Origin of the sequence: Pseudoalteromonas sp. S554, from assembly GCF_005930865.1 — a bacterium.
GTDB lineage: Bacteria > Pseudomonadota > Gammaproteobacteria > Enterobacterales > Alteromonadaceae > Pseudoalteromonas > Pseudoalteromonas marina.
Genome location: NZ_PNDV01000089.1, coordinates 1 through 12461 on the forward strand (window position 1 = coordinate 1; position 12461 = coordinate 12461).

The window sequence follows — 12461 nt, forward strand, 5'->3', positions numbered from 1 at the left end:
GCAAGAACTATCGCAAGCACTTTCATCAAATTTTGATTTAGATAGCCTAGAGGATGACTTTGATAATGAACCATTAATTGATAATGAGTTTGATGAATCAGAGTTAGTGCTAGAAGCTAATGACGAGACTGAAGTATCAGCGCCTGAAGCTACTGATGAAAGCCAAATTTTAGACGAAAACCTTGAATATTCACAAAACGATTTAGCAGAAACAGGCACTGATTTACCTAATAGTGAAGAGCTTGAATCATCTGATTTAGGTATCGAGCAAACTGTTGATGATGAACTAGATGAACTAGATGAACTAGATGCTGAGCTTGAAATCAATGACGAGGTTGAGGGATCAATTGCTCAAGTTAACGATGATGCGGTTTCAGCAGAAGAGCTACTTCCTAATAGACCGAGTAATGGTGCTGATTTCTCAGGTTCAGGTGAAGATAATAGTGAAATAACCAGTGACGATGCGTTCACTCCAGAGCTTAATGACAACGAAGCTGATAATCAAAATTCAGCTGAAGATGATATAGACAGCGCGGGAACTAACTTTAATGACGACCTGTTAATTGATGAATTTAATGAACTAGATGGTGAGCTCGACAATCTTAACGACTTAAACGATGACACACTTGATGATTTACTCTCAGAGTCGAATAACGCTGATGGGGACTATTTAGCGCCTGATAGCAGCGTTGGGCTAGACAATCCAGCATTTATAAGTGAATCGGACGATGAAATAAATGAACAAACTAATGTTGATCGTGAAGCTGAACTAACTCAAGTTGACTCTCAGGGTGATACTAACCTTGTATCAGATGAAGCACTTGATGATGAATTTATGGCTGATTTAAGTGAAACCGATTTCGATTCATTGCTCAATGAGTTAGCCGCTCCCGATGAACTTGCTATAGAAGATAGCAGCGAGTTTGATGTTGACTTTGATTCTTTATTGAAAGAAGACTTAGTTGATGAAGAAGTCTTCAATCATAAAGAGCCAGTCCCTGAAGACGCAAAACCTTTAGGTGAAGACGATTTTGTAGATATTGACTCATTACTTGAGCAAAGTGACGATGCTGAACTTGAGCATGAGCCTTACAATGACGTAAATATAGACTTAGGTTTAAGTGAGTTTGATGCATTACTTGCTGGTGATAATCCAACAGACGTTGATGCCGAGAGTGGAGGTTACTCCGCTAAGTTAGACTTAGCACGTGCCTATATTGAAATCGACGACTTTGATTCCGCGCTTAAGGTGATTGAAGACGTAATAGCAAAAGGGCCTGAAGAAGTTCAAGAAGAAGCGCTTAGTTTGCAAGCAAAATTACAACAATAGCATTTGTGTTAATTTCAATACGATAAACCCATAATTGGTGATGCTGATTATGGGTTTTTTATTGTTTTTATATGATTACATCACGGTCGCTTTTATTGCGCCGCGAGATAGCATAAAATGCGCCGTTAATTAGTACAGTAGGTAAAACGATAAATATGCGAGTAGCACTTGGGGTTGAATATAATGGCGCACGTTATAGTGGTTGGCAGCGTCAATCGCACGTAAATAGCGTACAACAAGAAGTAGAAAAGGCGCTGTCGAGTATCTGTAACCACCCAGTTGAAATTGTGTGTGCAGGGCGAACTGACGCAGGAGTGCATGGAACAGGCCAAGTTGTTCATTTTGAAACCAATGCATCTCGTGAAATGGTCGCGTTTACTATGGGTATGAACACTTTGCTACCTAAAGATATTGCTATTCGATTTGCTCAACCTGTTGCAGAAGACTTTCATGCACGTTTTAGTGCAACCGCAAGAAGGTATCGCTACGTTATTTATAACTATCCATACCGTGGAGCTGTTATGAACGAGGGTGTTACTCATTTCCATCACAAGCTAGATGAAAAGGTAATGCAAGAGGCGTGTCAGCATTTAATTGGTGAGCATGACTTTACATCATTCAGAGCATTACACTGCCAAGCTAATACCGCTAAACGTACAATTCATCACTTATCTGTACAGCGCCAGGGTGATTACGTTGTAATTGATATTAAGGCAAATGCATTTTTGCATCATATGGTGCGTAATATAACCGGTTGTTTAATGGATATAGGCTTACACAAGCACCAACCTATATGGTTAAAAGAACTATTAGATGTTAAAGAGCGTGCAAAAGCGAGTGCAACAGCTAAAGCCGCTGGTTTGTATTTAGTCGATGTTGATTACCCAGAGCAGTTTAATATTCCTAAAACCCCACTAGGGCCATTATTTTTACCTGATGTTGATATTTAGTTAGAATTATTAATCGCTAAATTTAATTTCCTCTAACTACTAAGACCAGTTTTTTATACCGTGTTTGTGTAATTCATGTTTTAATTGAAAAAATCTGTCTGCTACTTATTAGCAGACTCGCGACACAGAACAGCATTAAGAGAGTTGCAAATGAGTTGGTTAGAAAAAATCTTACCTAAAACGACTAAGTCGTCAGGTCGTAAAGAAATTCCAGAAGGCGTTTGGGCTAAATGTACAGCTTGCGATTCAATTTTATATAAAGCTGAACTAGAAAAATCATTAAACGTATGTCCTAAATGCGACCATCACATGCGTGTGAGCGGCCGTAAACGTTTAGAGCACTTTTTAGATGAAGGTGACCGCACGGAGCTTGGTACTGAGCACGAGCCTAAAGATGTATTAAAGTTTAAAGACTCTAAAAAATACTCAGACCGTATTAGCGCAGCCCAAAAATCAAGTGGCGAAAAAGACGCGCTAGTTGCAATGAAGGGCCGCTTAAAAGGCATTCCTGTTGCTGCGGTTGCTTTTGAATTCTCATTTATGGGTGGTTCAATGGCTTCGGTTGTTGGCGCACGGTTTGTTGATGCCGTAGACCAATGTTTAGAGCACAACATGCCATTAGTGTGCTTTTCTGCCTCAGGTGGTGCACGTATGCAAGAAGCACTTATGTCGCTTATGCAAATGGCCAAAACCAGTGCAGCACTTGCTAAAATGAGCGAAAAAGGATTGCCATTTATTTCGGTAATGACCGACCCAACAATGGGTGGTGTATCGGCTTCATTAGCAATGCTAGGTGATATTAACGTTGCTGAACCAAAAGCCTTAATTGGCTTTGCTGGCCCGCGAGTAATAGAGCAAACAGTTCGCGAAACCTTACCAGAAGGTTTTCAGCGTAGTGAGTTTTTACTAGAGCACGGTGCAATAGACATGATTGTTGACCGCCGTGAAATGCGTGATACGTTAGCTCGAGTGCTTGCTAAATTTATGAACTTGCCTTCTACCGAACAAGAGCATAGAGTAGCGTAAATTTCAGCTTTACTGATTACACGCTATGACAAATACAATCCCTAGCCAATCATCAAGCCTTGATGATTGGCTTTTTTATTTAGAAAGTGTTCACCCAGCCAACATTGCAATGGGCTTAGAGCGCGTTGCAGATGTTGCCAATAATATTGGTTTACTAAATACCCCCAGCAAAATTATTCTTATTGGCGGCACAAACGGCAAAGGCACGACTGCGCGCTGTTTAGAATCGCTACTACTTGCTCAAGGTTACAGCGTAGGTACTTACGCCTCTCCTCATTTAATTCGATATAACGAACGTGTTCGCATAAATGGTCAAGAGCTTGATGATCAATACCATGTTGATGCCTTCAACACGCTAGAGCAAGGCCGGGGTCGCACACCGCTTACGTATTTTGAGTACGGTACGTTGGGGGCACTGGCTATTTTTAAGCGCTTTGAAGTAGATTATGTATTATTAGAAGTTGGCTTAGGCGGGCGTTTTGATGCAACAAATATAGTAACGCCATACGCAAGTGTTATTACAACCATCGATTTAGACCACAAAGAATACCTTGGCGATACCCGAGAGCTGGTGGCGTACGATAAAGCGGGTATATTCCGCAAAGATACCCCCGCTATCATTGGGGACTTAAGTATCCCGCATACAATGATTGATTACGGTAACGAGATTAGTGCCAATATGACATTATCAGGCACTGACTTTATTTTTAAAGAGCACGACAAAACGTTTAATTGGCAGTTTGAAAAACATAACCTGACACTCAATAAGCCTGCAATACCCGCGCAAAATGCAGCGACTGCTCTAACAGTGCTAAGCGTTTTAAATTTATTACCCAATGTTGATGTAATAAAAAATTGCTTAGCTAACTTGGTGGTGGAAGGGCGTTTTGAACAATTAAGCACAGAGCCATTGGTATTTACAGACGTCGCTCACAATCCAGAATCAGCTCGCTATTTAGCCAATAAGTTATTAAGCTACAAAGATAAAGGCTTTAAAGTTCACGCATTAGCCGCTATGCTTGCTGATAAAGATAAAGCAGCGGTGCTCAAAGAGCTAACCCATCTTGTCGATGATTGGTTTCTTGCTAGCTTAGGCGGCCCTCGTGGTGATAGTGCTAATAACCTAAAAGAAGCCCTACAAAGCGTATCTACTCACGACAAGGTACAAAGCTTTGAAAGCGTTGAACGAGCACTGAGTGTTATTTTACCTAAGCAACAAGACAATGTTATTTTAATTGTATTTGGTTCATTTTTTACAGTAGCAGATGCTATTAATTATTTTAAAAAATAGAGAGGATATCGGTGAACTCAAGTTTTATAAATCGCTTAGTTGGAACAAGTATTGTGGTGATCGCAGCTATTGTGTTTATCCCAAACATACTTGATGGCGAAAAAGTGCATTACAAGGAAGGCTTTAAAGCGATCCCAGAGCGACCTGAGTTCAAAACGATTGACTTGCAAGACTCAATTAATGATCAAGTAGCTATAGCTGAGCCGTTAAAGCAAGATAACATTGAAGATATTTCTCCTGATGATGACGTTTTAGAGCAAGACGATACTATTTCACAAAGCAACTTTGCTAGCGAAGAGAAAATAGTTGAAGCGTCAGTTATACCTAAAGCTACAAAAACTGATATTGCTGAACCGCAAGTTGCTAAAGCGAAAGAAGAGAATAAGGTTCCCGAAAAAGTAGTTAAAGAGGCACCTAAGCCTATTACGCCGCGTAAAAGTGATGAAAACCTAACTGATATGGCCTATGTGGTGCAGTTAGGTAGTTTTTCTCATGCTGCAAATGTTAAAGCATTACAGGCTAAATTAACTTCAAAAGGGTTTAATACGTTTACTAAACCTATAAAAACACCTAACGGAACGCTAACAAAAGTATTTGTTGGCCCGTCACTTGATAAAACTGAGTTGGAAAAGCAGTTACCAGAGCTTAAAAAGCTTACTAAGCTTAACGGTAAAATAACCCAATACGAAGTAACTAACTAATTAAAAAGGCCTTAAACAACAAGGCCTTTTTCTTTGATGTTACACAATTACTTAGGCCAATTTATTAACCGTCAAAATGTTAATTAAATGTTTCAGGCTGGCTGCGGTTATCTCCCGTTTAAACTTGCATACTGAGGATGTTTGGGTATAGAATGCGCCCCAAAATAGCGACTAATTGGTTATTATGATCTGGGTTGATTACGCCATTCTTGGCATCATTGCACTGTCTACCATCATCGGTTTAATACGCGGCTTTGTAAAAGAAGCTATGTCATTAGCGGTATGGGCAGGCGCGTTTATCATCTCAAGTTTATTTTACCAATATTTAGCTTCCTTCCTAACAAGCATTTCTGAACCCCTTTTAAGAAATGCGGCGGCCATTGCCATACTCTTCTTTGCGACGCTCCTGTTAGGCGGTTTACTAAACTATATTTTAGGTCAGCTTGTACTTCGTACTGGCTTATCGGGTACTGACCGTGTCTTTGGCATAGTGTTTGGTGCTCTACGAGGCGTGTTGGTCGTGAGCGCGTTACTCTTCTTTCTTGATGCTTTTACTGGTGCACCTAATACGCACTGGTGGGGTAATTCTATTTTGATTCCAGAATTTGGCTTTGTTGTTGAATGGTTTTTTTCGTACCTTGAAAACAACTCCAGCTTTTTAAATTCAGTAAACCGTTAATCGGCGAGGATAAATTACATGTGTGGTATCGTTGGAATAGTCGGAACGTCTCCTGTGAATCAGGCGATATATGATGGCTTAACTGTTTTGCAGCATCGTGGGCAAGACGCCGCGGGAATAATTACCATTGAAAATAATACGTTTAGCTTACGTAAAGCAAACGGCCTAGTGAAAGATGTATTTCACACACGTCACATGAAACGACTACAAGGTACCATTGGTATTGGCCATGTACGTTATCCAACAGCAGGCTCTTCTAGTTCATCTGAGGCACAGCCTTTTTATGTAAACTCACCATTTGGTATCGCCCTTGCGCATAATGGAAACCTTACAAATGCTGAAGAACTAAAAGAACAGTTATTTTCAGAAGCACGTCGACATGTTAATACAACGTCTGACTCTGAGATATTGCTGAATATTATGGCGCATGAGCTTAGTCGCTCAGACAAGTTGCATCTGGACCCTGAAGATGTGTTTACAGCCGTTGCTGAGGTAAACAAAAAAGTAACGGGTGGCTATGCAGCCATTGCCATGATTATTGGTCACGGTGTTGTAGCGTTTCGTGATCCTAACGGTATTCGCCCTCTTGTTTTTGGTAAACGCGAGACTGAAAAAGGCACAGAGTACATGTTTGCCTCAGAGAGTGTGGCACTAAAACCTGATGGCTTTGAGTTTATTCGCGATGTAGCCCCAGGTGAAGCTATTTTTGTGACTGAAGATGGACAGTTCCACTCATTAAATTGTGCAGATAAAGTGTCTTACTCGCCTTGTATTTTTGAATTTGTTTATTTTGCTCGTCCAGACTCAACAATAGACAGAATGTCGGTTTATGCAACACGCGTAAACATGGGTACCAAACTTGGTGAGAAAATAGCACGTGAGTGGGCGGATAAAGACATTGATGTTGTCATTCCTATTCCAGAAACTTCGTGCGATGTCGCGCTTGAAATTGCTCGCGTTCTTGATTTACCGTACCGCCAAGGCTTTGTTAAAAACCGTTACATTGGCCGTACGTTCATTATGCCTGGTCAAGAAATGCGTAAAAAGTCAGTGCGTCAAAAGCTAAACGCAATTGATCGTGAATTTAAAGGTAAAAATGTATTACTTGTTGATGATTCAATAGTGCGCGGTACCACATCAGCGCAAATTGTGGAAATGGCGCGAGAGTCTGGTGCTAAAAATGTATACTTTGCCTCAGCAGCTCCTGAAATACGCTTTCCAAATGTTTATGGTATAGATATGCCATCGGCAGCTGAACTTATTGCTCATGGCCGTGAGGTTGAAGATATAAACGCAAGTATTGGTTCTGACGGATTGATTTTTCAGTCATTAACAGATTTAATGGCCGCTGTAAGCCAAGAAAATCCAGAAATAACTCAATTTGAAACTTCTGTGTTTGACGGGCAATATATAACAGGCGACATAGATCAAAACTATTTAAACCGAATAGATAAACTGAGGAACGATACAGCTAAAAGCACACGCGAGACCGCGATGTCATCAGGGTTAGAAATACATAACCAAGAAGAAAACGAGACTGATTAATACTTTCGAGTATTTTAATTTTAGAAAAGGAGCTAATTAGCTCCTTTTTTGTTGGTTGAATATTACTTAATCGAGTTACTTAAAATTTATTATGTGAACATGGGGCTTACAATGCCATTTGTCCAAAGAATCGCAGTGGCAGCTAATATGATGACTAATAATATTAGCCCACAGGTAACGACCGAGCTTGCATAAATAAAACCACGTTCTTCAGGTATGTGCATGAGTATAGGTACTCCGGTATAAAGTAAATAAACCGAGTAGGCTAGTGCAACAATACCAGCACATACAACAAACCAAAGCACAGGCCAAAAAGCGGCAAGCGCAGACATAAATACCGGTGTTGCTGTGTAAGCCGCTAGTTCAAGCGTTTGAGTAAAGGTGGGTTTAGATCCAAAAGTAACGGCCATCCAATGGGCTAAATAGGCAAGTGCAAATACACCTATAATTAAAGCTACATACATGGCTATAGCTATTAATAGCGCGCTCTCATGTGTTAAAAATACTAGACCACCAGTGCCAATGCTCCAGCCCAAGTAAACAGACGAGTAATACCCCATTATTGATGGAAACAAAGCAATGAGTAAAATATGTGACAAGCTGTAGGTCAAGCTTTCGTGTCGGTTATCAATTGTTTGCCACTCTTCAAGTGGGTGAGCGTATATGCCCCATAGGTGGTTTAATATCATAGTGTGTACTCCGTTTAGGAAGGTATTATTGTTTTTGTTATGGTGTGTTTTTTATACAGTTCATTTACAGTTATGGGCCACATAGTGTACAAAGTCAAGTTAACTAATTTTTAACAAATAAATGAAGCTGGCTTTGATTTAATCAAACCGTGAATTCGTGTTAAAATACAGGTTCTTTAATTTTAATTAGTAACGAGCATCAAACGTGTCACATAGCCAGCTGTTAGAGCCTATTCATGATTTTTTATTGTGCAAAACACCGACTCAGTGGGTAGATAAAGCAATCAAAAAAGAAAATCTGTCAGTTATTTTAATAGATCACTTAATTTGTGAGCTTAATGATAATATGTGCATATATAAATTCAGTGAGTAATTGCTATGTCAGACGATAAATTATCTGGTAACGTATATTTATACCAGCGCTTTAGTTCTCAAGCCCAAGAAGGGAACAGCTCTTTGTATAGACAGGGGGAGGCACAAAGAGAGTGGTTACGTAGTCACCCGAACTGCGTGGTGGTTGAGCTTGAAGGTAAGCCTCTCATTGATGCAGGTGTATCAGCATTTTCGGGCAAGCATTTAAGTTCGGGTTCTTTGGGGAGGCTTGTTGCTGCGATAGAGTCAAAGGTAGTTCCTAAAGGCTCGATTATTCTTGTTGAGCACTTTTCTAGATTGTCTCGAATGACGATTACTGAAACGGAAAAGTTACTTGATAAAATTTGGGATCATGATGTTTCTATTGTAACAGCAAGAGACCAAAGTGTTTACTCCCCAAGTAAGCGTAATGACTTAGCAACACGTATGCGTTTAATTGTTGAGATTGATAAGGCTCATTCAGATTCTAAATGGCGTTCAGAAAAAGTAAAAAGCTCTTGGAGTCGACGAGAATATAACGCCAAAGAAAATAAAATCCCCCCTAAGATGCGGATGCCTTTTTGGCTAGACCAAAAAGGCAAGTTAAATGAATACGCGGATGTAGTGCGAGATATTTTTAAATTGCATGCTGAAGGACTTGGTCAAGTTTTGATTGAAAGAGCACTGAGAAAAAAATACGGTAAAATAAAGCCACTGAAAAATATCAATCCGACAAAAATTATCAGAATAATTCAAAACCCTAAGTGCATAGGTTTAGTTTACAATGAGAAGCTTTACGAATCGGTTGTAAGTGATAAAGATTTTTATAATTCTCAGCGGATATGTAAAGAACGACTGTTTACGAGCGTTAGACCTGACAGGAAGTGGCCCTTACATGGCTTGGTTAAGTGTGGGCATTGTGGTTCAGGTATGAGTATCCAACAATCAGCAGAGTCATTACCGTTGCTTCGATGTAGTAGAAAGCAGAGATCAGGGGGAGAAAGTTGTGATGCACCGACAACATTTCCTTATGTTGTAGCTTATCATTTCTTTTTTGCTTATGTTGAGCCCTTGATACTTGCTAAAATTAGTGGTGCAAAACGAAGCTCTACCAGTCATGAGAAAAAAGCGAAACTAACTTATGAATTAAAAGGGCTTCAAACAAAATTGGCTGACCTGAAAGATCATTATAAAAATAGTGAAAAAAAATCAGGAACAATATTTGGTTTGATGGAAGAGTTAGATGATGAAATAAATGATATTATTAGTCAGCTAGCTGAAATACAAGCCGAAATTGAAACAAAACTTAATGTAGCTTCAATATCTAAAAAAATAGTCGATCTATCACAAACCGACCCTTTAAATTATAATCTCGAATTAAATCGGATAGGCAATAAGATAATTTTAAAAAACAAGGAATTATCTTTTAGCTTAGAAGAGGATAACGTTGTAGCTAGGTTCAAATTTAGCCAATATGATCGAAAACGTAAAGCCTACCAATGTGTTTTTTATGGTTCAAAAGAGTATTATAGAGAAAGTGAATATGTCACTGAGGTGCGCACATCTGATTGGGATATTGATAGGTTAATGTACCCTCACAAAAGCAGGGGATCTACTGTTGAAAATGCAGCTCGCCTCATGTATTACCTTAAGATACATTCAGAAAGTGGCTATTTAGATATATTATTAAAAGATGATTAGTAATGAACTCAAATGAAATAGACAAACTATTAGAACCAATAAATAATTTTTTGCAGTGTAATACACCTAAGAAATGGGTTGAAAAAGCAAAAAAACATGAGAATCTCGACATAGTACTTTTAGACCACCTCGTGTGTGAATTAAAAGCAGCTCAATCAGCAATGTTTCTAATTCGTAAGTATGCCGTTGATAAAAATAGTGGTGATGCGTTACTTGAGTGGTTAAAACCTTTTGAATCTCTGATATACAAAAGAGAAGGGGACTGGCGCGACCTTAGCGATAAGAATAAACTATCTAAGTCAATGATCCAAAAATCAGATACTCTCTATGGCCAAGACTTAATTAATAAAATGGTGATGCTAATAAAAGAAGAGCTCCATCATTTTTATCAAGTACTCGAAATTATGGATGAATATGATGTTGAATATAGAAGCATCACTCCCTGTCGTTATGCTAAAGGCATGTTACGACATGTCAAATCGTATGAGCCAGATGCTTTAGTCGATAAACTCATTATTGGTGCTTATATTGAGGCACGCTCATGTGAGCGTTTTGCAAAACTGGCACCGCATGTAGATAAACGCTTAGGTGACTTTTACATATCGTTATTGCGTTCAGAAGCGCGTCATTATCAAGATTACTTGCTCCTTGCTCAAGACATTGCTGATTTTGATATTACCGAGCGAATCAAATTTTTTGGTGGCATAGAAGCTGAGCTAATTTTATCATCAGATAAAGACTTCAAGTTTCATAGTGGTGTGCCTACACTTTCATAATGGTTTAACCTGCGAAGTTAGCGTTTCACCATCTAAGTTTAAGAAAGCTTTCATTAAGAGTTGTATCTTATTAATAAAAAAACATGGGTTTATAAGCCCATGTTTAATAAAATAATTAATCTATAGTAGTAAGTCTCCGATTACTCTACCACCAATAAGATTGTTCGACTATTTGATAAAAGCCCGTTAAATCACGTTCGTTCATTTTCAGGCGGTTAGCAAGCATTTTTCGACCCTCTCGATCTAAAAAGCTAGAAATCATAAGTGCTTCGCGGTTGGTTTTAGCTTTTTCAAAGTAGCTTAACTTATCAGTGATATAATGCTCATCTAAGCCCTTGTCTTCTTCCAATACAGCTTTGACTTGGCGGGTAACATGTAACTTCATTAAATTGCTTTCCTTAGCATTTAGCGGATAAAAAAAGTGTTATTAAAACAACACCATTGTTTGAATCTCTGATTATAGCCGATTTTTTTAACTCGGAACCTGAGAGGTTAAATAATTTTTAATTTTATTTGTTATGTTACTTCATGAAATTTAATTTAATCGCTAAGGCAATAACTCTAAATGCGTGGGGTTACCTTAAACATAGTATTCTTTTCCAGAAGAGCGATTTTTCTTCTTAAGTCAGATACCCCCAGAGTTTTAGCTAGTGTCAGTTCCTTTTTTATAAATAACAGGCTTTGCTGAGCAGAGCTGAGTCTATTAAGGGCTGTCTTGTACTCAATTTGGGTTTGTTCCAATTTATTCTTTACCTCACTTAAGTCGTTTTTAAGGTTTTTAAATTCACTATAATGCTGGTGTGTAGCTTTACTATTTTTTATACCTCGTGTAAATCCGTATTTTTTTGCCACTTTTTCGTAAAACTCCGTTTGTAATTCGCTAAGTCTGCCTCGAGCTCCACCAATAATAGCTCGGCTATTTAACTTTGATTCTATTTTGGGTACCATTAAATAGTGACCGTGCGCGCCCGATTCATCGTAATGTATTGATAAACAAAGGATATTTTTGTAATCTCCTCCATGTAATTTAACTAGCCAGTGTGCAGCATCAGTGAAATATGCTATTTGCTGTTTTTTTGTCAATTTATTCATATGATCTGGAGAGCCTGTGATAATAGCTTCATGAGCTAGTACAGCATTCTTGCGCACTTTTATACCCTCTAAAGCACTCTCAAACCGACTCATACAGGCTTCAATAGTGTTTAACCCTTTTGCTTGGATATTATAATGAGATAGCTCAGTGTTTACGTTTGGAGGGTTTACCAGTCGCAAATTATGAGCAAGGGCAGCACGTAACTGTCTTTGCAAATTAATTTTTTTTATCCTGAAGATAGCTTTATTGTTGCTTGTATCAATCATTGCCTAATCCTTAGCCATTTTTTTAAATGTGGATGCATCTTCAAAGTTGTCTATAGACAACTT

12 protein-coding genes and 1 pseudogene are annotated in these 12461 nt (G+C 38.7%); 10 read left to right on the forward strand and 3 right to left on the reverse strand.

Annotated elements, in window-relative coordinates; genetic code table 11:
• The 7 genes from CWB65_RS16870 to purF form a co-directional block, all read left to right on the forward strand.
• A partial coding sequence (locus CWB65_RS16870) for a FimV C-terminal domain-containing protein (RefSeq protein ID WP_283240443.1) occupies window positions 1–1330 on the forward strand: 1330 nt, incomplete at its 5' end.
• Window positions 1331–1485: 155 nt separating this feature from the next.
• Complete coding sequence (gene truA, locus CWB65_RS16875; RefSeq protein WP_010557200.1) at window positions 1486–2280, forward strand: tRNA pseudouridine(38-40) synthase TruA; 795 nt, start codon at window positions 1486–1488, stop codon at window positions 2278–2280.
• A 150-nt stretch (window positions 2281–2430) separates the two neighbouring features.
• Window positions 2431–3306, forward strand: coding sequence for an acetyl-CoA carboxylase, carboxyltransferase subunit beta (accD, locus tag CWB65_RS16880; RefSeq protein WP_008128641.1), 876 nt, complete (start codon window positions 2431–2433; stop codon window positions 3304–3306).
• Between the two features lie 25 nt (window positions 3307–3331).
• Window positions 3332–4597: a bifunctional tetrahydrofolate synthase/dihydrofolate synthase gene (gene folC / locus CWB65_RS16885; RefSeq protein WP_138741059.1), complete on the forward strand. Its 1266-nt coding sequence runs from the start codon at window positions 3332–3334 to the stop codon at window positions 4595–4597.
• Window positions 4598–4608: 11 nt separating this feature from the next.
• Window positions 4609–5298 carry an SPOR domain-containing protein gene (locus CWB65_RS16890; RefSeq protein WP_138741060.1) on the forward strand — a complete coding sequence of 230 codons (690 nt, stop codon included), beginning with the start codon at window positions 4609–4611 and terminating at the stop codon, window positions 5296–5298.
• A 184-nt stretch (window positions 5299–5482) separates the two neighbouring features.
• The gene (locus CWB65_RS16895; protein WP_006793890.1) at window positions 5483–5977 is read left to right on the forward strand and encodes a CvpA family protein; all 495 of its coding nucleotides are present in this window, start codon (window positions 5483–5485) and stop codon (window positions 5975–5977) included.
• An 18-nt stretch (window positions 5978–5995) separates the two neighbouring features.
• Window positions 5996–7522: an amidophosphoribosyltransferase gene (purF, locus tag CWB65_RS16900; protein WP_010557197.1), complete on the forward strand. Its 1527-nt coding sequence runs from the start codon at window positions 5996–5998 to the stop codon at window positions 7520–7522.
• 89 nt (window positions 7523–7611) lie between these two features.
• Here the strand turns inward: purF and CWB65_RS16905 are convergent, their stop codons facing one another.
• The gene (locus CWB65_RS16905) at window positions 7612–8211 is read right to left on the reverse strand and encodes a Yip1 family protein (RefSeq protein ID WP_138741061.1); all 600 of its coding nucleotides are present in this window, start codon (window positions 8209–8211) and stop codon (window positions 7612–7614) included.
• 205 nt (window positions 8212–8416) lie between these two features.
• Between CWB65_RS16905 and miaE (CWB65_RS16910) the strand changes: the two are divergent.
• The 3 genes and pseudogenes from miaE (CWB65_RS16910) to miaE (CWB65_RS16920) all read left to right on the forward strand — a co-directional run.
• Window positions 8417–8548: pseudogene (gene miaE, locus CWB65_RS16910) on the forward strand (tRNA isopentenyl-2-thiomethyl-A-37 hydroxylase MiaE); the annotation flags it as partial.
• Between the two features lie 41 nt (window positions 8549–8589).
• Window positions 8590–10263 carry a recombinase family protein gene (locus CWB65_RS16915; RefSeq protein WP_138741062.1) on the forward strand — a complete coding sequence of 558 codons (1674 nt, stop codon included), beginning with the start codon at window positions 8590–8592 and terminating at the stop codon, window positions 10261–10263.
• A gap of 2 nt (window positions 10264–10265) precedes the next feature.
• Window positions 10266–11039 carry a tRNA isopentenyl-2-thiomethyl-A-37 hydroxylase MiaE gene (miaE, locus tag CWB65_RS16920; RefSeq protein WP_138741063.1) on the forward strand — a complete coding sequence of 258 codons (774 nt, stop codon included), beginning with the start codon at window positions 10266–10268 and terminating at the stop codon, window positions 11037–11039.
• 145 nt (window positions 11040–11184) lie between these two features.
• On the opposite strand, the gene CWB65_RS16925 is transcribed toward miaE (CWB65_RS16920), so the two are convergent.
• Complete coding sequence (locus CWB65_RS16925) at window positions 11185–11424, reverse strand: hypothetical protein (protein WP_138741064.1); 240 nt, start codon at window positions 11422–11424, stop codon at window positions 11185–11187.
• Window positions 11425–11600: 176 nt separating this feature from the next.
• Entirely contained in the window at window positions 11601–12398 is a 798-nt protein-coding gene (mobV, locus tag CWB65_RS16930; RefSeq protein ID WP_138741065.1) for a MobV family relaxase, read from the reverse strand.
• Window positions 12399–12461: the final 63 nt, after the last annotated feature.

Excerpts from the sequence above, each read along its gene's own strand:
- truA (WP_010557200.1), top strand. The coding sequence starts at position 1,486 with ATGCGAGTAGCACTTGGGGTTGAATATAATGGCGCACGTTATAGTGGT.
- accD (WP_008128641.1), top strand. The coding sequence starts at position 2,431 with ATGAGTTGGTTAGAAAAAATCTTACCTAAAACGACTAAGTCGTCAGGT.
- folC (WP_138741059.1), top strand. The coding sequence starts at position 3,332 with ATGACAAATACAATCCCTAGCCAATCATCAAGCCTTGATGATTGGCTT.
- CWB65_RS16895 (WP_006793890.1), top strand. The coding sequence starts at position 5,483 with ATGATCTGGGTTGATTACGCCATTCTTGGCATCATTGCACTGTCTACC.
- purF (WP_010557197.1), top strand. The coding sequence starts at position 5,996 with ATGTGTGGTATCGTTGGAATAGTCGGAACGTCTCCTGTGAATCAGGCG.
- CWB65_RS16905 (WP_138741061.1), bottom strand. The coding sequence starts at position 8,211 with ATGATATTAAACCACCTATGGGGCATATACGCTCACCCACTTGAAGAG.
- CWB65_RS16915 (WP_138741062.1), top strand. The coding sequence starts at position 8,590 with ATGTCAGACGATAAATTATCTGGTAACGTATATTTATACCAGCGCTTT.
- miaE (WP_138741063.1), top strand. The coding sequence starts at position 10,266 with ATGAACTCAAATGAAATAGACAAACTATTAGAACCAATAAATAATTTT.
- CWB65_RS16925 (WP_138741064.1), bottom strand. The coding sequence starts at position 11,424 with ATGAAGTTACATGTTACCCGCCAAGTCAAAGCTGTATTGGAAGAAGAC.
- mobV (WP_138741065.1), bottom strand. The coding sequence starts at position 12,398 with ATGATTGATACAAGCAACAATAAAGCTATCTTCAGGATAAAAAAAATT.